18 protein-coding genes are annotated in these 20,967 nt (G+C 72.0%); 1 reads left to right on the top strand and 17 read right to left on the bottom strand.

Annotated elements, in window-relative coordinates:
- Positions 1-27 precede the first annotated feature (27 nt).
- From ACLJPY_RS03525 to ACLJPY_RS03470, 12 genes are all read right to left on the bottom strand, one after another.
- Positions 28-2,853 carry a beta-galactosidase gene (locus ACLJPY_RS03525; RefSeq protein ID WP_410586537.1) on the bottom strand — a complete coding sequence of 942 codons (2,826 nt, stop codon included), beginning with the start codon at positions 2,851-2,853 and terminating at the stop codon, positions 28-30.
- 130 nt (positions 2,854-2,983) lie between these two features.
- The gene (locus tag ACLJPY_RS03520; RefSeq protein ID WP_410586536.1) at positions 2,984-4,012 is read right to left on the bottom strand and encodes a pectinesterase family protein; all 1,029 of its coding nucleotides are present in this window, start codon (positions 4,010-4,012) and stop codon (positions 2,984-2,986) included.
- 65 nt (positions 4,013-4,077) lie between these two features.
- The gene (locus ACLJPY_RS03515; RefSeq protein WP_410587000.1) at positions 4,078-4,848 is read right to left on the bottom strand and encodes a pectate lyase; all 771 of its coding nucleotides are present in this window, start codon (positions 4,846-4,848) and stop codon (positions 4,078-4,080) included.
- A gap of 212 nt (positions 4,849-5,060) precedes the next feature.
- The gene (locus ACLJPY_RS03510) at positions 5,061-6,347 is read right to left on the bottom strand and encodes a polysaccharide lyase family 1 protein (protein WP_410586535.1); all 1,287 of its coding nucleotides are present in this window, start codon (positions 6,345-6,347) and stop codon (positions 5,061-5,063) included.
- 4 nt (positions 6,348-6,351) lie between these two features.
- Positions 6,352-7,287 (bottom strand): PmoA family protein, encoded by a 936-nt coding sequence (locus ACLJPY_RS03505; protein ID WP_410586534.1) that lies wholly within the window; start codon positions 7,285-7,287, stop codon positions 6,352-6,354.
- Positions 7,284-8,510 (bottom strand): Gfo/Idh/MocA family protein, encoded by a 1,227-nt coding sequence (locus tag ACLJPY_RS03500; protein ID WP_410586533.1) that lies wholly within the window; start codon positions 8,508-8,510, stop codon positions 7,284-7,286. Before ACLJPY_RS03500 ends, ACLJPY_RS03505 begins: the two co-directional genes overlap by 4 nt.
- Before the next feature lie 14 nt (positions 8,511-8,524).
- A complete protein-coding gene (locus ACLJPY_RS03495; RefSeq protein ID WP_410586532.1) occupies positions 8,525-9,649 on the bottom strand; it encodes a Gfo/Idh/MocA family protein in 1,125 nt (374 codons plus the stop codon).
- The gene (locus ACLJPY_RS03490; RefSeq protein ID WP_410586531.1) at positions 9,646-10,218 is read right to left on the bottom strand and encodes a DUF624 domain-containing protein; all 573 of its coding nucleotides are present in this window, start codon (positions 10,216-10,218) and stop codon (positions 9,646-9,648) included. The genes ACLJPY_RS03495 and ACLJPY_RS03490 overlap by 4 nt, the downstream gene beginning before the upstream one ends.
- Positions 10,219-10,222: 4 nt before the next feature.
- On the bottom strand, positions 10,223-11,068 hold the full coding sequence (locus ACLJPY_RS03485; protein ID WP_410586530.1) for a carbohydrate ABC transporter permease: 846 nt from the start codon (positions 11,066-11,068) through the stop codon (positions 10,223-10,225).
- A complete protein-coding gene (locus ACLJPY_RS03480; RefSeq protein ID WP_410586529.1) occupies positions 11,065-12,045 on the bottom strand; it encodes a carbohydrate ABC transporter permease in 981 nt (326 codons plus the stop codon). The genes ACLJPY_RS03485 and ACLJPY_RS03480 overlap by 4 nt, the downstream gene beginning before the upstream one ends.
- 3 nt (positions 12,046-12,048) lie before the next feature.
- Entirely contained in the window at positions 12,049-13,341 is a 1,293-nt protein-coding gene (locus tag ACLJPY_RS03475; RefSeq protein WP_410586528.1) for an ABC transporter substrate-binding protein, read from the bottom strand.
- 200 nt (positions 13,342-13,541) lie between these two features.
- Positions 13,542-14,714: a Gfo/Idh/MocA family protein gene (locus ACLJPY_RS03470; protein ID WP_410586527.1), complete on the bottom strand. Its 1,173-nt coding sequence runs from the start codon at positions 14,712-14,714 to the stop codon at positions 13,542-13,544.
- A gap of 290 nt (positions 14,715-15,004) precedes the next feature.
- Between ACLJPY_RS03470 and ACLJPY_RS03465 the strand changes: the two genes are divergently transcribed.
- A complete protein-coding gene (locus tag ACLJPY_RS03465; RefSeq protein ID WP_410586526.1) occupies positions 15,005-15,988 on the top strand; it encodes a LacI family DNA-binding transcriptional regulator in 984 nt (327 codons plus the stop codon).
- On the opposite strand, the gene ACLJPY_RS03460 is transcribed toward ACLJPY_RS03465, so the two are convergent.
- The 5 genes from ACLJPY_RS03460 to ACLJPY_RS03440 all read right to left on the bottom strand — a co-directional run bounded on the left by ACLJPY_RS03460 (position 15,985) and on the right by ACLJPY_RS03440 (position 20,934).
- Positions 15,985-17,223 (bottom strand): FAD-binding protein, encoded by a 1,239-nt coding sequence (locus tag ACLJPY_RS03460; RefSeq protein WP_410586525.1) that lies wholly within the window; start codon positions 17,221-17,223, stop codon positions 15,985-15,987. The two genes, ACLJPY_RS03465 and ACLJPY_RS03460, sit on opposite strands and share 4 nt — an antisense overlap.
- A 59-nt stretch (positions 17,224-17,282) precedes the next feature.
- On the bottom strand, positions 17,283-18,320 hold the full coding sequence (locus ACLJPY_RS03455; RefSeq protein WP_410586524.1) for an Lrp/AsnC family transcriptional regulator: 1,038 nt from the start codon (positions 18,318-18,320) through the stop codon (positions 17,283-17,285).
- A 66-nt stretch (positions 18,321-18,386) separates the two neighbouring features.
- Entirely contained in the window at positions 18,387-19,148 is a 762-nt protein-coding gene (locus ACLJPY_RS03450) for a hypothetical protein (protein WP_410586523.1), read from the bottom strand.
- Complete coding sequence (locus ACLJPY_RS03445) at positions 19,145-19,732, bottom strand: papain-like cysteine protease family protein (RefSeq protein ID WP_410586522.1); 588 nt, start codon at positions 19,730-19,732, stop codon at positions 19,145-19,147. The genes ACLJPY_RS03450 and ACLJPY_RS03445 overlap by 4 nt, the downstream gene beginning before the upstream one ends.
- A 248-nt stretch (positions 19,733-19,980) precedes the next feature.
- Positions 19,981-20,934, bottom strand: a complete 954-nt coding sequence (locus tag ACLJPY_RS03440; protein ID WP_410586521.1) for a TRADD-N-associated membrane domain-containing protein — start codon at positions 20,932-20,934, stop codon at positions 19,981-19,983.
- Between the last annotated feature and the right edge of the window lie 33 nt (positions 20,935-20,967).

The following is a 20,967-nucleotide window of genomic DNA, read 5'->3' as shown; positions in this document are numbered from 1 at the left end:
CGGCCATGAACGACAGGCGATCACCCTCTACCCCGCTGCCGCAGGCGCCAAACCCCCGGGCCGCCCCGGGGAGAACACCGGCCGGACGCCGACGCCGCCGCGGGCCGTACCGAGATCCGTCAGGACGACCTTCTCCAGCCCGTTGCCGGGGCCGCCGTCGCTGGTCACCGCCAGGGCCAGGGTGTTGCGGCCGTGCGGGTCCAGGATCCCGGTCGGCAGCACGAACGTGTGCTGTGGACCGACGTCCCCGATGTACTGGCCGACGTTCCAGCCGTTGAGAAACACCAGCACCCGGTAGCGGCCGCCCGAGCGGGGCCGGGCCGGGTCGCCGATCGTCAGGCCCACCGACGTGTCCTGGCCGCGGGGCACCCGCAGGGAGAACGTCGTGCGGTACCAGGTGGTCCCCGGCGAAGCGGTGGGCGCGGGCACGACCGCCGGCGCCCACGCGCGGTCCGGGAAGCCGGGCAGGTGCCAGCCCGCGCGTTCGCCCGCCAGGCCGCCGTTGTTCAGCGGGCCGCGCACCGGGTCCGCCGTCCCGCCCCGGACCTTCCACGCCGCGCCGGTCAGCGACGACGAAATCAGGCCCCGGCCCTCCTTGTGCGCGTCGTTGACACCGCCGTCCTCGTTGTGGCCGTCGTTGCGGACCATCACCGAAAGCACGTGCGGGCCGCCGGCGCGCAGGCCATCGGGCACCGGGAACTCCGCCGTGCTGGTCGTCGGCGGCGCGGCCAGCCCCGACGGCAGGACGTGCTCGCCGAGGTACTGCCCGTCCAGCCACGCCTGGAGCATCCCGGCGCCCCCGCCGCCGTAGCGCAGCGCGACCCGCTCCCCCGGCGTCCCGGTGAACCGCCCGCGGTACCAGACGTCGCCGACGCCGAAGCTGTAGTCGTCCGCGGTCAGCACCGGCTGCCCGGCCGGCGGCGGGGTGGTGCTGTTCGTCGTGGTCCGGTCCGCGGCCGGCCACGCCGAGTCGTCGTACCCCGGATCCGCCTCGGGCGAGCCGGGCGCCGAGCGCCAGCCGGTGAGCTCGGGCAGGCGCGGGTCGGCCGGACCGGGCAGCGGCCGCAGTGCGCGCACGCTGCCGGACGCCGTCGGCCGCACCGGCACCGGGCTGCCGTTCCACCACAGCAGCGGGCCGCGCGCGCCCCACACCTCGAGGTCCCTCGGTGCCTTCGTGTCGCCGGTCAGCACGACCCCGGCGCCGGCGGTCCGCACCAGGTCCGGCCCGCGCACGAGCAGGCCGCCGACCGGCCAGAACGTGTCCGCGGTGGCGTCGTCGGCGAGCAGCAGCGTGACGGCCGGGCGGCCGCCGCCGCTGATCCGGACGCGCGCGAGCCCGTCGTGGCGGTAGGCCAGCCGCAGGTCGTGCCCGGACCAGCTCGCCGTGACGGCCCCGGCGAGGACGTCGACGCGCGGCTGCGTCGCGTACCGCAGCACGGTCTCGCCGTCCTCCCCCGGCCGCCCGTGCAGCAGCACCGTCCCGGCCGCCTGGGCCATCAGCTCCGACGTCGAGTACACCAGGTGCTGGCCCGCGACGTCGAAGTCCGCCACCAGGAACTTGGCGTCCTGGCCCGTCAGCCGCAGCGGCACGGTGTACTCACCGTCCGATGTGGACAGCGGGAAGGTGAAGGCGTCGTCGGTCGTCGCGTTCGACGGCGAGTGCACCGGCAGGTAGAAGTGCACGCCGGTGTCCGGGTTGACGTTGTGGTAGACCTTCACCGCGGCCGACGACGGTGTCACCGGCGTTCCCCGGTCCAGCTTGGCCAAGTCCGGAACGGTCTGCAGGAACGAGCCGATCTCCTTCATCGTCAACGCCTTCGGCCGCAGCTGACGCCCTTCGTCGATCGCCGCGCCGTAGTCGTAGGAGCTGTAGACCACCGGCGCCGGCAGGCCGCCCCACGACGTGCCGCCGAACGTCATGTAGAAGTTCTGGATCGTCAGGCCGTTCGCCAGGTTGGTGCCGTAGAAGACGCGCTCGTAGCCCGGCCCCTGCCGGACCGCGGTGCACGGGTAGGTGCCGTTGCTGCCCCAGTAGTCGAACCAGCCGCCGCCGAACTCCGCGGCGAACCCCGGCGTGTTCGGCGAAGCGCTCGCGCCGCCCTTCGCCCCGCCCGGCCCGTACGTGCCCCAGTCCGGCGCGGCGTTCGGGCTGCCCGGCGTCGCGTCGGTCCGGCAGGTGCCGCCCGGGTAGCCGTCGAAGGCGTAGAGGTCGACCTTCCCCGGCACGGTGCCCGGCACGCCGGAGTCCGGTGGCACCCAGATGCCGTTGCGGCCCTTGTCGTTGTGGAAGACCGGGACGGTGATCCCGTCGGCGCGGACCTTGTCGTAGAGGTGGGCGACGTAGTTGCGCTGCGCGGTCCCGGTCGCGGCGAGCTCGTTCTCGACCTGGTAGAGGATCACCGGACCACGGCCGTCGGTGTACTGGTGGCGGGCGATGATCCGGTCGATCCGCGTCAGCCACTCGTCGGCCGCGGCGAGGTAGTCCGGCGCGTCGCTGCGGGCCCGGCCGGCCTGGGTGCCCAGCCACGCCGGGAAGCCGCCGCCGGTGACCTCGGCGTTGATGTACGGGCCGGGCCGCGCGATGACGTGCAGCCCGGCTTCGGCGGCGAGGTCGAGCACGCGGTCCATGTCGCGGACGCCGGTGAAGTCGTACACCCCGGGCGCGGGCGAGTGGTAGTTCCAGTCGAAGTAGATCGAGACCGCCGTGTAGCCGGTGGCCTTCATCTTCTGCAGCACGTCCCGCCACAGGTCCGGGCTCGGCAGCCGGAACGGGTGGAACTCCCCCGACCAGACGACCTGCCGGCGGCCGTCCAGCTTCAGCGAGTACCTGTCGAACGTGACCTGGTGCTCCACCGGCGGAGCCGGGCTCGCGGAGGCCGGTGCCGTCGAAGGCCCGGTTGTGACGAGCAAGGTGACGAACAGCGCCAGGAACGCCGCATGAGGTCGCTTTCTTTTCGGGAGACGTATAGGTCGTTATACACGGTCAGTGCACGGGGTTCCACCCGTCCCTGCCCGCGAGGTACTTCTGCGCGGTGTAGTCGGCGGCCTGCGCGGCGGGCAGCTGCGGCCGGTCGGCGCCGGTTCCCGCCCCCGGGCCGGTGTTGCGGTACTCGGAGAACCGCGCGTCCTTCCACGAGAACCCGGACATGTCGGTCCAGGGCGCCGGCTTGATGGCCGCCGGGAGTGACGTCTCGCGGATCAGGACCTGGGCGACGGCGTCGACGTCCCCGCTCGGGTGCCACGGCCGGCCCAGGTAGAAGCTCGCATTGGCGGCCGAGCTGAGCACCTTGCTCCCGACGACCAGGAAGCCGTACGGGTTCGACCGCCGGGTGCTGGCCGCGGTCAGGAACCCGTTGTTGCTGCTCGAACCGCGGTCGAGCGCGGTGATCGTCGCCCGGTCGAACACCGCGGTCGCGCGGCCGAAGAGGAAGTCGACGTCACCGCTGATCGAGCAGTTGCGGTAGTACTGGCGGCCGACGGTGCCCACGGCCGCGGTGTCGGCGTACAGCGTGTCCTGGTGCCCGAGGAAGGTGACGTTGTCGAAGACCATCCGGTCGCCGGTCGTCTTGACCGCGACGGCCTGGGTGTCGGTGATCTCCGGGTGGGCCGTGCGGTCGAAGGAGTTGCGGAAGGTCAACGCGGACGCGGTGAAGCCGTTCGCGGCGATGGTCGCGGTCGCGCTGCCGGACGTGCCGTACGTCGAGCCGTCGGGCTTCTTCGTGCCGCTGGCGTTGTCGTAGTCGACGACGACGTCGGCGGCCTTCCCGGTGGTGCCGCGCAGGGTGAGCCCGGTTTTGCCCGACGGCACCGAGACGACTTCGCGGTAGGTCCCGGGCTTCACCGAGACCGTGCCGCCCGCCGAAACCGCGTTGATCCCGGCCTGGACGGTGGTGTAGTTGCCGGATCCGTCCTTCGCCACGACGACGTTCACCGCCGCCGCACCGGCCGGCGGGGCGGCCGGCGGGGCGGCCGGCGACGCGAGCACCGACGCGACGAGCAATGCCTTGAACATGACGCCTCCACTTGGAACGCGCCGGGGGTGGCCGGACGGCGGCCGCCACCCCCGGCGCGGGCCGGTTACTTGTAGGTGATGTCCGCCGCCGTGTACAGGCAGTTGGTCGAATCCGGGCCGCTGCCGGTCTTCGTCGGCTCGCCGCTGGTCACGCCCTTGTACTTCGTGCAGGGCTCGATCTTGCGGCTCGAGTCGCCGACGATGGTGATCCTGGTCAGCCTGGCGGTGTCACCGTAGTTGGGGTTGATGCCGACCAGCGCCTTGCCCGGCGCGGTCGCGGTGACGTTGTCGACGACGACGTTGCGCTTGTACTGCGTCTTGCAGTTGCCGCAGGAGCGGTACAGCTTGCCGAAGTCCTCGACCTGGAAGTTGCGGATGTACATCGTGCCGGGGCCGTTGTGCTGGAAGACCTTGTCCGACGCCTTGCGCGCGCCGCCGCCGTCGATGGTCATCGTCTGGGAGGCGGAGGTGCCCTTGAAGGTCGCGGCGTCCTCGCCGACGTCCTCCCACCAGACGTTGAGCAGCGTGCAGGTGCCGAGGCAGTGCACGCCGTCGGCGGCCGGGCTGCCGAGGACGACGTTCTTCAGGGTGGTTCCGTTCGACAGCTCGAAGATCGGGCTCTGGTCTTCGCTCTGGCCGCCGGTGCCGAGGTCGCCGGTGCCGTAGAACCGCTTGAGGCCGCCGTCGTAGGTGCCGCTGGTGACCTTGATCGTCTTCGACACCGGCACGCTGCTGCTCGGGGTGGGCCAGGAGGCGGCCGACGCGGTGGCGCCGGTGCCGACCGCCGCCGAAACCACGAGCGCGGCGACGGCCGTCACCCGGACGATCCGGGACAGTGCTGGGGGAATCATTTCGTCACTCCCTGGTCTCGAGCTTCAATCGGCGCTGGTGGGAAACGTCCGACCGGGTTGTGAAAGCGCTTTCTCGTACCGAAGTTTCGGGCGGCGGGCAGACCGTGTCAATGTCGTTCGCCGCAGCGCCGCGCAAGTCGCCCGGATGGTCGCCGCGCACGGGGGTTTTCTGAAAACGCCGAAACTGTCGAAGGCTTTCAGCGGCCGGGACCCGCGCCGGTGAGCACCAGCGCCGGGACCGCCCACGCCGGGTCGAGGCGTTCTACGAGGCTCGGCGTCCAGCCCACGTCCGAGCCGAGATCCGGGTCGTTGGCCGCGTTGTACTCGGCCACCAGGTCCACCGGCCGGGGCCAGGACGAGCCCTGGGCGACGAGCGTGCCGGTCGCGTGCAGCGCGGTGCCCTTCCAGTAGTGCACCAGCTGCCCCAGCGGCAGCCCCGCCGGGACGCGGAAGAAGTTGTTCTCCGCGTAGATCCGGGACTGCACGCCGACCCCGATCGAATACGTGTAGGCGGCCGGATCGCCGACCAGGTAGAGGTTGTCGTAGACGTGCACCTGGCCGTACCGCACGCGCGGCGCGCGCTGGCCGATCTCGGAGAACAGGTTGTGGTGCAGGGTGACCCGCAGCTTGCCGACGTCGTAGGTGGGCTTGTCGGTGTTGCCGATCAGCATGGTCTTGTCGTGGTCGTGCAGCCGGTTGTACGACACGGTGACCAGGTCGGTGCCGTTCACGATGTCGAGCAGGCCGTCGTGCACTTCGTACTTGCGGCCGAAGTACGTCGGCTGCGTGTCGTTGCCGCCGTCGCTGAACTCGTTGTGGTCGACCCAGACGTGCGTCGCGCCGACGAGGTCGACGTTGTCGTACTCGGAGTTCCAGTTGCCGTCGGCGGTGTCGAGCGGGTCCCACTGCGGGAAGCAGTCGTGGGCGTCGGCGAAGTTCAGGTTCCGCAGGATGACGTTGTCACCGGTGACGCGCAGGGTGAGCCCGTGCAGCGTGGCGTGGCCGCCGAGCCCGACGATCGTCGTGTTCGGGCCGACGTCGAGGACGACCTGCTTCGCCTGGTTGGCCTGCGACCGCGCGCGGGCTTCCTCCAGCGGTCCCGAGGGCGGCACTCTCCCCCAGGTCGCCGGATCGTAGGCCGCCAGGTAGGCCGGGAGGCGGTAGCCGGGATCGGCGAAACTTTCACAGCTGGCCGGTCGGTCGGCGGCGTCGACGTTGCCCTCGACCGTGCCGCGGACGTAGACGATCTTCGGCGCGCCGGGGTTCGCGGCGAGGGCCGCAGCCAGCTCCGACCGCTTGGTGACGGTGTGGACGTCCCCGGGGGCGGCGGCCGAGCCGCCGGTCGTCCCGGTGGTCGCGGCGCCCCAGCCGTCGTGCGCGCCGAGCACCACCCGGCCGGGGTCGCGGCCGTGCGCGGACGCGGGCGCCGCGGTGAGGGTCAGTCCGAGCAGGGCGAGGCACCCCGCGAAAGCCTTCCAGCGCATTTCGTCAGCTCCTTCGGTCGGCCACCCGGGCCGCGAGCTCGGCCAGCCGGGCGGGGTCCGGGGCGCCGTCGATGACGACGACGTGGTGGGTCAGGGTCAGTTCTTCGCCCGGTTCGAGCAGCCACGGCCGGTGGTAGGTCGCGGCGAAGCTGACCACGGGGAACGGTTCGTTGCGGACGTACCAGGCCGTCGGGTGGGCCGCGTTGCCCGGGCTGTCGGCGAACAGCAGCGTCGAGGTCCGCAGGCTTTCGTCGTGCTGCCCGGTGAAGGCGAGCCACGGTGCCCGGTGCCCCATCGCCTCGGCCGCGGGCTTCCCGTCCGACGTCCGGACCGTGCCGCCGACGAACGAGCGCGGCCCGCGCCAGAACAGCCCGCCGTAGCCCGCGGTGTCGCGCCCTTCGGTGACCGGGCTGCCCCAGCGCAGTTCGTGGCCGCTGGTGTTGCGCAGCCGGCTGGACCAGCTGAGCGTCCAGTGCCCGCCGCGCAGCGAGACGTCGCCGAAGCGCAGCGTCCGGTGTTCGGTGAGCCACCGCCGGCCGGCCGCGGTGCGCCAGGCCAGCTCGTGCCGCAGTTCGCAGTGCCCGACGGCGTCGTCGATGCGCTCCCAGCGGACGTGGCCGATGGTGCCATTGTTGTCGAGCGGGGTGTAGCCGCGGCCGCGGACGTAGGTGCGGCCGCCCCAGAAGTTCTCGCCGGAGAGGTGGGCCATGGTGAACTGCAGGCCGTTGTGCCAGGTGTGGTCGTGCGGGCGGACTGCGGTCACCGTCTCACCCGCCGTGGTGCGCAGCGGGTGCAGGTACGGCTTCGGCGAATCTCCGGCCGGGGTCGGCGGCTCGACGACGTACTCGGCCAGCACGAGGTCGCCCAGGCGCACGCACACCCGGCCGTCGGGCTCCTCGGTCGCCTCGGGCGTGCTGTCCCCCACCGCGGCCCGGCTCACGCCGGTTCCCCGATCTCCTCCAGGAGCGCATCGACGGGCACCGGACGGCCGTTCTCCAGGGACCGGTTCGCGGCCAGCCCGGTGAGCAGGGCCTGCAGCCCGGCGGCGTGGTCGGCCGCGCAGCCGAGCGCGTCCGGTTCCGCGTCGCCGAGCAGTTCGGCCAGCATCCGCTCGTCGCCGCCGCCGTGGCCTTCGCCGAGAAGCCCGTCGAAGACGGTTTCCGGCGGTTCCCAGAGCCGTTGCACGGTCAGCCGGGCCCGCGCCCGCTTCGGCACCGGCTCGGCGCCGGACGCGTACTCGTTCTCCCGGACGTCCAGCTCCAGCCGGCCTTCGCTGCCGGAGAACGCGACGCGGTAGCCCTCCCGCGGCGAATACGCGTGCAGGTGGTAGTTCAGGGCCGCCCCGCCGCGGTGGCGCACGAGCACCGACAGGTCGTCTTCGATGGTGACGCCGGGCGCGAACACGTCCTGGTTCCGGACGTAACCGTCTTCCCGCTCGGCGTCGCGGTAGAGCGCGCGGAGCTTGGGCGAGGCCCCGAGGTCCAGCGCGAACCGGTCGCCGTCCGCGCGGCGGCCGCGCTTGTCGCCGTAGAAGAACAGCCGGCCCAGCGCGAACACCGTCTCGGGGCCGGTGCCGAGCCACCAGTTGACGAGGTCGAAGTGGTGTCCGGACTTGTGCACGAGCAGCCCGCCGGAGTTCGCCTTGTCCCGGTGCCAGCGGCGGAAGTAGTCGGCGCCGTGCGCGGTGTCGAGCAGCCAGCTGAACTCGACCGAGCCGACTTCGCCGATCGCGCCGCCGGCCAGCAGTTCGCGCACCCGGCGGTGCACCGGGTTGTACCGGTAGTTGAAGGCGACCCGCACCGAACGGCCCGTCTCGCGGCGGGCGGCCAGGATCCGGCGGGCGCCCTCGACGTCGGTGGTCATGGGCTTTTCGGTGACGACGTCGCAGCCGGCCTCCAGCGCCGCGACGACGTAGTCCGCGTGGGTGTGGTCCGGCGTGCACACCACGACGACGTCGATGCGTTCCTTCGCCAGCATGGCGGTGAAGTCGCCCGGCCGGTAGGCGGGGATCTCCGTGCCCAGCCAGCCGTTGTGGACCCGCATGCGGGTTTCGTTGCGGTCGCAGAACGCCGCGAGCTCCGCCTGCGGGGACGCGGCCAGGGCCCGGGCGAACAGCTGGGCGCGGGAGCCCAGGCCGACGATCGCGTGGCGACGCACGGCCATCACCTCTCTCGTGTTCAGGCGCGCGTGGCCGCGCCGGTCCAGGGCAGGGCGAGTTCGGAGAAGAGCGCGAGCCGCTCGGCCGCGGTGTCGACGGCCCGGTCGACGCCCGGCACGACGCAGTGCCGGTCGGGGCCGGTGTCCACGGTCTCGACCCACTCGGCGGGCAACGGCAGCGGCTCCGGCGCGTCCCGCACGGCCTCCACCAGGGCCGTGAACGCGCGGGTGGCGGCCAGTGGGGCCAGCAGTTGCTCGCCGCCGCGCAGGTGCGCGACCAGGTTGGCCAGCAGGTCGCGCGGCGGGACAACCTGGCGCTGTTCGCCGTCGATGGTGAGCAGGTCCGTCTTGTAGTGCCAGCGGATCCGGCCTTTCGTGCCGTGGACCAGCACGTACGGCTCGTGGTCGGCCTCGGCGTCGAGGGTCGCGGCGACGACGACGTCCGGCGCACCGGCGAAGCTCAGCCGCGCGCAGGCGGTGTCGTCCGACTCGATGTCCCTGGCCCGGTACAGCTCGACGGCGATCCGCTCGGGCCGGACGTCGGCGGTGCCGTTGACCAGCAGCGCGGTGGCGACGGCGTGGGCGAACGGGTTGGTCAGGGCGCCGTCCACGACCGGCTGCCCGCCGACGCGGCGGCGGCCGGCCCACTCGGTGCGCGCGAAGTAGCGGTCCCGCCGGATCCACGCCCCGGCGGCGGCGATGCCGGTGACCGTGCCGATTTCGCCGTTCGCGATCGCCGCCCGCACGACGGGGAGGGCGGCGGAGCCGAAGCTCTGGAAGCCGGTCTGGCAGGCGCGGCCGCGGGCCCGCGCGGTGAGCTCGTCGAACGCCGCGAGGTCGAGCACCGGTGGCTTCTCGACGAGCAGGTGGCAGCCCGCAGCGAGGGCCAGCTCGGCCAGGGGCAGGTGGGTGTGCGGCGGGGTGGCCACCACGGCGATGTCCGGGGTGGTGCGGGCGAGCAGTTCGGCGGCGTCCCGTGTCACGACGGCACCTTCGGGCAGGAGCGCGCGGGCGGTTTCGGAAGGTTCGCGGATGTCGCAGGCGCCGGCGAGGACGAGGTCGCCGCGATCGTGCAGGGCGCGGGCGCGACGCAGGTGGTGGGCCGCGTACCCAGCCGTGCCGAAGACGACCACCCGCGGCCTCATCGGCGGCCGCCGGTCGCGACCGCGGCCAGTGCGAGCGGGCCGGCCACCACGAGCGCGAGGATGGGCAGCATCCAGACGAGCAGGGCGGAAACTCCGGTAGCCACCGCCAGGAGCAGCGCGTGGCCGGGCGCTGCGGCGGTCTCCCGCGCCGCGGTCACGAACGCGCGGCGCCAGGCCGAGCCGCCGGTGGCCACCACCTCGCACGTGCGCACCGCGACCACCACACCCGCCGCGGCGAGCAGCCACAACGCCGGCCGCAGCAGCCCGGCGCCCGGCATCGAGGTCACCACCGCCAGATCCACCGCGAACAGCCCCACCGCAGCGAGGCACCCGAGCCCGAACGCCGAACCGCCCCGGGCCGCCTCGCGGAAGTCCGCCCAGAAAGTCGTCCACAGTGGACGGCCGATGCCCCGCCGGGCGCGGTCGAGGACCCGGCAGCCCGCCACGAAAGCCGGGGCCGCCGTCACCACCGGCACCGCGGCCAGCGCCACCAGCAACCCCGCCAGCAGGCAGTCCGAAAAGTCACCGAGCCCGGTCCGCCACTCCGTTGCCCGCTTCGGCGTCCGCATCACTTCACCCCTTCAGGCCGCTGGTGCTGACGCCTTCGACCAGCAGGCGCTGGAAGGCGAGGAAGAACAGCACGATCGGGACCAGCGCGAGCGCCGACATCGCGAACATCGCCCCGAAGTCCGACTCGCTGCTGGTGTCGACGAACAGCCGCAGGCCCAGCGGCACGGTGAACTTTTCCGTGTCGTTCAGGTACACCATCTGCGTGAAGAAGTCGTTCCACGTCCAGATGAACGTGAAGATCGACGTCGTCACCAGCGCCGGCTTCGACAGCGGCAGCACCACGTGCCAGAACGTGCGGTACACCGAACAGCCGTCGATGGTCGCCGCTTCGTCGAGCTCACGCGGGATCCCGCGCATGAACTGCACGATCAGGAACACGAAGAACGCCTCCGTGCCCAGCAGCTTCGGCAGGATCAGCGGCACGAACGTGTCGACCAGACCCGCCTGCTGGAAGATCACGTACTGCGGGATCAGCGTGACGTGGTAGGGCAGCATCAACGTCGTGATCATGAACGCGAACAGCGCGCCGCGGAACCGGAACGCCAACCGGGCGAAGGCGAACGCGGCCAGGGAGCACGACAGCACGTTCGCCGCCACCGACAGGCCGGCCACCAGGAACGAGTTGAGGAAGAACCGGCCGAACCCGACGTCCGCCGCGCCCGCCCAGCCCTTGGGGTAGCCGTCGAAGACGAACCGGCTGGGCAGCAGCGCCAGCCGGGACAGGATCTCGTCCGGTGGCTTGACCGACGCGAACGCCAGCCACACCAGCGGGTACAGCACGATCGCGACGATGACCAGGCACAACACGTGCCAGCCGAACGAGCGGGCGGTGCGCGGGAGCACGGTCACTTCCGGTCCTCCGTGCTTTCTCCGTCGTCGTAGAACACCCAAAGCTTCGCGGTGCGGAACACGATCGCCGTCACGATCGCGATCACGACCAGCAGCACCCACGCCATCGCCGACGCGTAGCCCATCCGGAAGTCCTGGAAGCCGACCTCGAACAGGTAGAGCGTGTAGAACAGGTCCGCGTCGGCCGGGCCGCCGCGGCCGCCGCCGATGACGAACGCCGGCGTGAACGCCTGGAACGCGTGGATCGCCTCCATCACCAGGTTGAAGAAGATCACCGGCGACAGCATCGGCAGCGTGATGTGCCGGAACCGGCGGAACGCGCCCGCGCCGTCGATCGCGGCGGCCTCGTGCAGCTCCGCCGGGATCTGCTTGAGCCCGGCCAGGAAGATCACCATCGGCGCGCCGAACTGCCAGACACCGAGCAGCACGATCGAGGCGAGGCTGAACTGCGGGTCGTCGACCCAGCTCGGCGTGTGCCAGCCGAAGAACGCGAGGACCTCGTTGACCGGGCCGCCGCCCGTGAACAGCGCCCGCCAGACCAGCGCCGCCGCAACGCTCGCGCCCAGCAGTGACGGCGCGTAGAACGCGGCCCGGTAGAAGCCGCCTCCGCCACGGCGGGTGTTGAGCAGCATCGCCACCAGCAGCGACACCGCCAGCTTCAGCGGGACCGAGACCAGCACGTAGACCAGCGTGACCTCGACCGACTGCCGGTAGCGGTCGTCGCCGGTGAACATGTGCGCGAAGTTGCCGAAGCCGACCCACTTCGGCGCGGTGAACAGGTCGTAGTCGGTGAACGACAGGTAGAGCGAGACCACCATCGGGCCGACCGTCAGCGCCACCGCGCCGAGCAGCCACGGCGTGAGGAAAGCGAACGCCTCCGGCTGGCTCTTGCGGCGGCGCCCGGCCGGCCGGCGCCGGACCCGCGCGGCCACGGCCGGCGGCGCGACCGGCGGGTCCGGCGTGCGCAGGGTCGTCATCGGCTACGCCAGTCCCTTCCCGGCTTCGGTCATGAACCGGGTGACGGCGTCGTCGACGCTCAGCCGGCCGAACGCGACCTCTTCGTACGTGCGCTGCAGGAGCTTCTGGATCGCCCCGGCACCCTTCGGCGGCACCGGCGGCGCGGCCCCGAGCTTCGGTTCGAGCGCGGCTTCGTAGTCGTAGAGGGTCTTGTCGTTGCCCTTCGCCTCGGCCGCCAGCTGCGCGCGGACCTTGAGGTTCGGGGCGAGCCCGCGGTCGGTGCCGACGATCTTGCCGACCTCGGGGTCGTTGACCAGGAAGTCGACGAGCTTCGCCGCCGCCTGCTGCTGCGGGCTGCGCGCCGAAACGGCGAGGAACATCGACGGCCGCCGGTATTGGCCGGTGTCGCCGTTCGCGCCGCTCGGGTAGGGCGCCACGTTCAGCGGCTTGCCGTTCGCCTTCTGGTACGCCGGCAGCAGGTTGTCGTAGGCGAACTCCGAGGCGGTCAGCTTCTTGCCCAGCGGCGACTGCTCGGGCGAGGTGTTGTAGGACGCCGTGACGTCGGCGGGCGAGGCGGCCTTCGTGTCGCGGAACCGGCTCGCCAGCTGCCAGTAGCGGCGCAGGTCGTCGCCGGTGAAGCCGAGCTTGCCTTCGGGGGTGTAGAACTGCTTGCCCTGCTGGCGCAGCCAGATCTCCAGCGTCGTGTCGAGGATGCCGAAGTCGGTCACCCCGCGCGCCGGACCCGCGGTCCCGACCTTCTGGGCCACCTCGGCGTAGGAGTCCCAGGTCAGCCCCTTCGCCGGGTCGGCGCCGGCCGCCGTGAACGCCGCCGGGTCGTAGATCATCGCCGGGGTGTTCTGCGCCCACGGCACCGCGTACCGCTTGCCCTGGTAGACGCCGGTGGCGGCCAGCTCCGGGTTGACGTCGGCCAGCGAAATCGCCTTGCCGGCGCCGGAGTTCAGGTCGGCCAGGACGTTGCGGCCGCCGTACTCGGCCAGGTAGCGGCTGTCGACGTTGAGCACGTCCGGCGGCTTGCCCCCGGCCGTCTGCGTCGCCAGCTTCTCCCAGTAGGCCGCGTACGCCGAGAACGACGTCTGCACCTTGATGTCCGGGTTCTTCCGCTGGAAGAGCTCGACGGCCTTCTTCGTCAGGTTCGCCCGCCCTTCGCTGCCCCACCAGACGAAGTCGATGGTCACGCCCCCGCCGCCACCGGACCCGGAGCCGCAGGCGGCCACCCCGGTCAGCAGCAGCGGGACCACCACCGCCAGCGCGGCGGCACCCCGTACCTTCGTCCTACGCACCGTCGTCCGCCCCATCGAACTCTCCGTCCTCAGCGTGACAGCACTCTTCGTGAAAATGCTGTCTGAAAACGCTGTCAGCTGGCTGACGGTAGGCAGTGCGACACACCGGTGTCAACGGCGAGCGCGGAAGAATAGCCCTTGTGCAGCAGCGTTTTCAGTGTTTTCAGGCGGTGGCTAGAAAGCGCTTACTGGATCCGCGTGCGCGGCCGGCTGCGTCAGCCCGTCCGCTGCCGCGCGGCGCTCGCCCACGGCACGCCGATCTCCGAGAACAGCGCGAGCCGGTCCGCGGCCACGGCGACCTCTTCGCCGATCCCGCGCACGACCGGGTGCCGGCTCGGCCCTTCGCCGACCGTGCGGATCCAGCCCGCCGGGATCCGCGACGGCGACGGCGCGTCCCGCACCGCTTCGACCACCGAGGCGAACGCCCGGGTCCCGGCCAGCGGCGCGAGCAGCGGGACCCCGTCCGGGTCGAGGTGGTGGGCGATCAGGTTGCGCAGCAGGTCGGCGGGTTCGCCGAGGTGGAACCGCTCGTCGTCGACTTCGAGGCGGTGGCTCTTGTACCAGAACTTCGCCCGCCCGCACTCGCCGTGCACCACGACGTAGGGTTCGTGGTCCTGCTCCGCGCACAGCGACGCGGCGACGACGATCTCGGGCCCGTCGCCGAACCGGATCCGCAGGCAGGCGGTGTCGTCGGCCTCGATGTCACGGGCGCCGTAGAGCTCGAGGGCGATCTCGGCCGGGTCTCGCCCGGCGACTCCGCCGACCAGCAGCGCGGTGGCCACGGCGTGGGAGAACGGGTTGGTCAGCGCGCCGTCGACCACGGCCTCGCCGTCGAGCCAGCGGCGGCCGGCCCAGGGGTTGCGGCGGTAGTAGGCGTCGGTGCGGATCCACGCCCCGGCCGCGCCGACGCCGACCACGGCTCCGAGCTTCCCGGCTGCGATCGCCGCCCGGAGCACGGGCAGCACCGGGGAGCCGAAGCTCTGGAAGCCGGTCTGGCAGGCCGATCCGGTCTCCGCGGCCAGCCGCGACAGCGTGGTGAAGCCGTCGAGGTCGAGCACCGGCGGCGTTTCCAGCAGCAGGTCGCTGCCCGCGCGCAGCACCGCGGCACCGGTCCGGACGTGCGCGTGCGGCGGGGTGGCGACCACGGTGATGCCGGGGTGGCAGTGGCTGAGCAGGTCCTCGACACCCGCGTGCGCGGTCGCTCCGGGCGGCAGCAGCGCGACGGCGGCGGCCGACGGGGGCCGGATGTCGGCCATGCCCGCGAACCGGACCAGTCCTTCGTCGTGCAGGATCCGCGCGCGGTGCAGGTAGCTGAAGGCGTAGCCGGACGTGCCGACGACCGCCAGCCTCGGCGGGTCCGCGACGGTGCGGCTCCGGCTCCCCGACATGGATCTCCGATCGGCGGGACCCGAAGCGGGACCGCGCGGGAGGCGACGAATGGGTCAGGCGTTCGGGAGGAACTTCCGGCCGTCACCGTAGGGCGTTCGCGACAAACGTGTCAATCACCAGGACAGCTCCGTCGAAATCGTCGAACAGCCGCTACGCCGAACGGCAGCGCAGCCTTTCGAGATAGCGCTTACTGGAATAGACCACCTACGGTGACAAGGTTTGCAGGATTTGTTGACAACGCTTCCAGGCGTTTCCATGATGTTGCTCGGGAGCCTGCCGAGGAGTTGCCGTGGCCGTGACGATTCACGACGTCGCCCGCCGGGCCAACGTGTCGATTTCGACCGTCTCGCGGGCGTTCACGTCCCCGGACCTGGTCCGGCAGCAGACCCGGACCCGGGTGCTGGCCGCGGCGCACGAGCTGGGCTACCACGCGGCCGGCGCGCCGCAGCCGGGGCCCGCGGTCCGGACCGGGCACATCGGGATCGTGGTTTCCGACCTGGGCAACCCGTTCTTCACCGGCGTGCTCAACGGCGTCCAGGCCCGCGCCCGGCAGGACGACATCGCGGTGCTGTTCGCCAACAGCGACGAGGACCCGGCGACCGAGCAGAACCTCGTCCGCCGGATGGCCAAGCAGGTCGACGGCGTCGTGCTGTGCAGCCCGAGCATGACCGACGACCAGCTGCGCGCGCTCGCCGGGCAGACGACCCTGGTGCTGCTCAACCGCGAGGTGCCCGGCATCCCGTCGGTCGTGATGGACGCCGCGGACGGGATGCGGCAGGTGGTCGAGCACCTGGCCGCGCTGGGCCACCGCCGCTGCGCCTACCTGGGCGGCCCGCGCGTGTCGTGGGCCAACCGGGCCCGCAGGCTGGGCCTGGCGGAGACCGCAGGCCGGCACGGCACCGACGTCGTCGAGTTCGGTCCGTTCCCGCCGGTGTTCGAGGGCGGCCTGCAGGGTGCGGACCTGGCCCTGGCGGCGGACGTGACGGCGATCGTGGCCTACAACGACCTCGTCGCCTTCGGGGCACTGGCGCGGCTGAACGCCCGTGGGGTCGCGGTGCCGGCCGAGATCAGCCTCGTGGGGTTCGACGACCTGGTGTTCGCGGCGATCTCGGCCCCGCCGCTGACGACGATCGCGATGCCGACGGAGGCGGCGGGCCGCGCGGCGGTGACGATCCTGCTGGGCCTGCTCGACGGCGAGGCCGACGAGCGCACGACCCAGGTGCTCGACACCCACCTGATCGTCCGCGCCACCACGGCGCCGCCGTCGGGCTAGCCCCCGAAGACGTTGCGGTCCAGGAAGGGGTTGCGGAACTTGCCCGACGGGTCCAGCGTCTGCGCCAGCGCCCGGAACTCCGCCAGCCGCGGGTGGTTCCCGGGGACGCCGTGGAACAGCTTGCCCCAGTGCGGGCGCACCCCGAACGGCGCCAGGCGCTCCTCGAGCACCGGCAGCACCGCCTCGACCTCGGGCTGGCGCGGCTGCCACGTGAAGTGCAGGGCCACCCGGTCGCCACCGTGGCACGGGCTCAGCCACAGGTCGTCGCCCGCGATCGCGCGGATTTCCGAGACCAGCAGCAGCGGCGCGACGAGGTCAGCGATCTCCCGCACCGCCCGGATCGCGGCCACCGCGTCCCGGTACGGCACGAAGTACTCCGACTGCAGTTCGTCCCCGACACTCGGGGTGAACGCCAGCGCGAAGTGCGGGAGCCGCTCGTGCCACGGGCCCGGAACCCCTTGCTGGGGCGTGCAGTTGTCCGCCGCGATGCCGGCGGCGTGCGCCGGGTGGCGGGGCCCGTCGGCGGGCCCGGCACCGAAGAGCTCCGGCCGCTCGGTGAACCCGTCGAGGCGGCTCTTGACCCACACCTGGTCGATCGCGTCGTTCGCCCAGTTCGTGAACATGCTGACGCTGTAGCCGGCGTCCTCGATTTCGTCGAAATGCGCGTACGCGGCCTCCCACGGCAGATCGTCGAAGACGTCTTGGCGGACGTCGAAGGCCGGCACCACGTCGAGGGTCAGCCGGGTGACGACGCCGAACGCCCCGAGCCCGACGACCAGGCCAGCGAACTCGGCGTCGGCGCGGGTGAAGGTCCGGAGCCCACCGTCGGCGGTGACGAGCTCGATCCCGGAGACGGCCGCGGCGAGCCCCGGCTGACGGCGCCCGGAGCCGTGGGTGCCGGTCGCGACGCTGCCCGCCACGGTGATGTGCGGCAGCGAAGCGAGGTTCGGCAACGCGAACCCGGCGTCGTGCAGCTGCTGCGCGAAGTCGCCGTAGCGGGCGGACCCGCCGACGGTCACCGTCCCGTCGCCGAACTCGACGCCGGCGTCAAGGGCGCGCAGGTCCAGCAGCAGCCCGCCCGGGGAGTCCGCGACGGCGTTGAAGCAGTGCCGGCTCCCGAGGGCTTTGACCCGCGACGCCCCCGCCACGGCTTGCCGCACCTCGTCGACGGTCCGCGGGGTGGCGACCGCGGCCGCGCCGTAAGTGAGGTTCCCGGCCCAGTTCGTCTCGCCCACCCGTGGTGTCCTTCCGCTGTCTGAGATCTCTTCCGACCCTACGTCAGCCGGGGCGGTGCTCAGCGGGCCGGGATGATCGCCTGGTGGGGGCCGCCCAGGCCGTGCGGGCTCAGCAGGCGGCCCATGCGCTTGGGCATCCGCAGCGTGATCGCGCGATCCACGACCCGGACACCCGGGGCCGCCTCGGCGAGCCGCGTCTCGTACGTCGTGCAGTCGGCCGGGACGCGCAGCCACGCCGACACCACCAGGTTGCCCTCCCCCACCACCGCCGCCGACAGGCGGGTCTCCGGGAGCTGGGCGATCGCCGTGCCGGCGCGGTCGAGGCCGGCCGGTGCGATGTCGAGGCGGTAGCCCGCGATCACCGGCCAGCCGGCCGGGACGTGCGCCAGGTCGCAGCGGAAGTCCAGTTCGTGGTTGCGCAGCATCCGCGCCAGCGTGCGCCGCACCGCCGACTCGCTCATCCCGCAGTCGCGGGCCAGCACCGCGTAGCTGCGCCGCCCGTCCTCGCCGAGGGACTCCACCAGCGCCCGCAGGCCCCGGTCGTTCCACTGCTGCGGCACCACCAGCCGGGCCTGCACCGCGGTGTCGTCCAGCACCGCCCGCTGCTCCGGCGCCAGCGCGTTCACCAGCCACCCGCTGCCCTCGCGGTAGACGCGCGTCGCGACGGCGAAGCGGACCTCCCGCACCCCCGGCAGCGTGCCGATGCGGCCGGTGACCAGCGCGTCCAGTGCGTCGAGGTCGCGCGCGGCCAGACCGAGGAACAACGCGAACCGGCTGGTGGTCCGCTCGACGCTGAACACCGACGGCCAGCCGCACAGCTCGCGGGTCAGCGCACTCAGCGCGTCCGGGCGGCAGGCGAGGTCGACGTACCCGACCGTGGTCGTCGGCGGCGTCGAATAGGCGGTGAGCCAGGCCAGCCCGGCGGCCTGCAGCCGTTCCCAGCGGCGGGCCGCCGTCGTCGCGTCGGTGCCGACGGCGGCGGCGATCCGCGTCCACGGCGCCCGCGGGTCGCGCTGGAGCGCCTCCACCAGCGCGAGGTCCGAGGCGCTCAACCCGGGGCGCGCCGGTTCCGGCGGCGCACCGGGCGAAACGGGCATGGCGCATTGTGACCTGGTCATGATCGGCTGCCAAGGGGCCGCCGGGCACCCGGCGGCCCCGTCGCCCTACTGCCGCCGCAGCCGTGGCACCGCGGCCGCGCCCACCAGCAGCACGAGGCCGCCGCCGAGCACGAACGGCAGCACCGGCACGTCGCCGGAGTCCGCGGCCGGGACCGCGCGTTCCCGGCCGCCGTAGCCGCCGCCCGCGCCGTCGCGGTCGTAGGCCGAGCCCGGCAGCTTGTCCGCGTACCGCCGGTGCAGCGCCGCGCGGTAGTCCTTCAGCGACAGCTTCGCGTTCGCGGCGAGGCCGGTCACCGAGCCGTCCAGGACCGTCACGACGTCGCCGTGCACCGCGTACCAGGCGTTGACCTGCGGCTCGTGCAGGAGGTAGCCGCCGGCCGCGGCCCGGGCGTACTGCCGCTCGTAGTCGCCGGACGCGACGTTGACGACGGTCCAGGCCGGGCCCTGCCGCTCCGCCCACACGGTCGCGGCCGTCCCGTCGCCGGTCCGCGCCGGGACCGCGACGTAGGCGAGGGCGGCGGGGACGTCGGACGTGCCGGCGACGAACGCCGCGGTGGGCTCGTAGACCGGGACCTGCGTGCGCGGGTCGGCCGCCTGCTGCGCCGCCGCGGCGTGGGCGCCGGGGAACTTCGTGGTCGCGAGCCGGCCGAGGGTGGCCGGGCCGCCGGTGAGCTGCCCGATGGCGGCGGTGTCGGCGGCGGTCGGCGCGCCGGCGGGTTCGTCGGCCGCACTCGCGGCGGCGTTCGTGGTGAGCATGGCGGCGCCGGCCAGCACGGCCACGCCCAGGGCTTTCCGCAGCATGCTCATCCCTCGATCCCGTACAGCGTGTGGGTCCACTGGAACTGGTTGTTCGAGCGGTAGGCGTCGTAGTTCATCGAGTTGTAGCGGCTGTTGTTCGGCCACGGGTCGCCGTATTCCACGCGGGTGGCGCCGCTGGAGTTGTCGTAGCCGTAGAGGACGTGCATGTGGCCGCCGCCGGACCGCCAGCCGATCCGGGTGCCGATCGGCTGTCCCGCGTCGATCTGGGCTTTGATGCTGCTGAAGGAAAGCGTCTGCCCGTTCGAGTAGTACGTGCCGACGTTGGGGAAGCCGAGGTAGCGGAACACGCGCTGCTGGTCGGAGAGGTAGCCCTGGTTGTTGGCGCAGTCGCTGCCGGATTCGTTGTGCGCGATCTGGCAGAACCGCGTCTGGGAGAGGGAATAGCCCCAGTAGTCGGCGATGGTGTTGCCGCTGGCGTCCCAGCACCACTGGTCCTTCTGCTGGGCCTGCATGGAGATCCCGAGATCGGTCCGCGCCGCGGCCGCGGCGGCCGGGGCCTGCAGCGCGACGACCGCGGCCGCGACGGCCGAGAGCGTCGCGAGTCCACGGAGGACTCTTGAGGTGGTTTTCACGAAGTGCTCCTCCAGCCGGTGACGATTCGACGTGGTGGCACGGAATACTCCGCGCCCGGCACGGTGATCCGGTACCTACCAAGGGAGGATTGCGTTGCCGGGAAACGATCCGGGCGGATCCCGGCGGTTCCGGGACGCCGGATTCCGGCATCGGCTCGGGGCTGCCGGACGGATTCCGGCGGCCGCGGGGCCAGGGCACGGCGGATCGACACCGCTCGTCGCCGACTGGCGACAGGTCCCGCCCCCGTTCAGGCTTTCGGCTTCGGCCTCTTGTCGCGAGGTTTGCGTCGCGTCACCGGTGGATCGGCGGGGCGATCGGCGGTACGGTAGCCCGCCCGGATGATCTCCACGACAGCGTCGGCACGCTTGGAGTCGTCCGCTATCTGGCTCAGCAGGCGCTCCGCGCCGAGATTCCGAGAGAAATCAAGTGGCTGGTCGAAGTAGGACCGCAACTGCTCGGACGTGGACCGGTACATCTGCATGAAAGTGCGAGTCAGGTATCCGGTCAGCACGGCACCGATCGCGGCAATTCCGCCTGCCGTGAGCACGCCGGCGGGAGAGGCCACGAAGGAGGCCAAGAGCATGCACAGGAGGAGCACGGCAAAGCCCGCGATTATGGCAATCTGGCTGTTGCGGTAACTTTTGGCGGACTGACCGGTGGCCATTCGATGGTAGACACTGAGCCGCTCCTGCGTCTCCCTCCACAGGAAGTCGAAGTTGATGACCGAGGACGACGATTCCGCGGAGGATTCAGCGGCGTCACGCACGCGATCCTTCGCTTCGTCGTCTATCCTGTCCAACTCGATCTCCAGCGAACGCCGGTCGATGAAACTGCGCACGGACGAGTTCCACAGAGCGTTGACGATACGCACGTAGATGCCCAGCGAGGACAGCGTTGGGAGCACCAGGAGCAAAAATAGCAGGTAAGTGCTCCAATAGCCGGACAGGTCGACTCTCTTGAGAACGAAGATCCACAACGCGACCAGACCGGCCAACCACAAGATCGTAGTGATCCAGGTGACCGATGCGACGTACCGCATCTCGGACGACTTCTGCCACTCGACCCTCCTCACCGCTGCCGTCGACGACGACAAATGGTGAGCCAGCGCCCGCCGCGACCACAGCATCGACATGAACCCCTGGAACCCCTGCATTGCCCCGGAGTCGATGGCGAGCTCCGCGTTGTTACGGCGACCGGCCACCCAACTGGCAACCCACCGCCTTGACCGCCCGGC

It is taken from the genome of Amycolatopsis sp. lyj-23 (assembly GCF_046549135.1).
Classification (GTDB): domain Bacteria; phylum Actinomycetota; class Actinomycetes; order Mycobacteriales; family Pseudonocardiaceae; genus Amycolatopsis.
Note: the sequence above shows the minus strand (reverse complement) of the source record. Positions and strands in the feature narration are given on the sequence as shown.

Bases quoted from the DNA above. Each gene is read 5' to 3' on its own strand.
- ACLJPY_RS03520 (WP_410586536.1), bottom strand. From the start codon at position 4,012: ATGTTCAAGGCATTGCTCGTCGCGTCGGTGCTCGCGTCGCCGGCCGCC.
- ACLJPY_RS03510 (WP_410586535.1), bottom strand. From the start codon at position 6,347: ATGCGCTGGAAGGCTTTCGCGGGGTGCCTCGCCCTGCTCGGACTGACC.
- ACLJPY_RS03500 (WP_410586533.1), bottom strand. From the start codon at position 8,510: ATGGCCGTGCGTCGCCACGCGATCGTCGGCCTGGGCTCCCGCGCCCAG.
- ACLJPY_RS03495 (WP_410586532.1), bottom strand. From the start codon at position 9,649: ATGAGGCCGCGGGTGGTCGTCTTCGGCACGGCTGGGTACGCGGCCCAC.
- ACLJPY_RS03490 (WP_410586531.1), bottom strand. From the start codon at position 10,218: ATGCGGACGCCGAAGCGGGCAACGGAGTGGCGGACCGGGCTCGGTGAC.
- ACLJPY_RS03480 (WP_410586529.1), bottom strand. From the start codon at position 12,045: ATGACGACCCTGCGCACGCCGGACCCGCCGGTCGCGCCGCCGGCCGTG.
- ACLJPY_RS03475 (WP_410586528.1), bottom strand. From the start codon at position 13,341: ATGGGGCGGACGACGGTGCGTAGGACGAAGGTACGGGGTGCCGCCGCG.
- ACLJPY_RS03470 (WP_410586527.1), bottom strand. From the start codon at position 14,714: ATGTCGGGGAGCCGGAGCCGCACCGTCGCGGACCCGCCGAGGCTGGCG.
- ACLJPY_RS03455 (WP_410586524.1), bottom strand. From the start codon at position 18,320: ATGCCCGTTTCGCCCGGTGCGCCGCCGGAACCGGCGCGCCCCGGGTTG.
- ACLJPY_RS03450 (WP_410586523.1), bottom strand. From the start codon at position 19,148: ATGAGCATGCTGCGGAAAGCCCTGGGCGTGGCCGTGCTGGCCGGCGCC.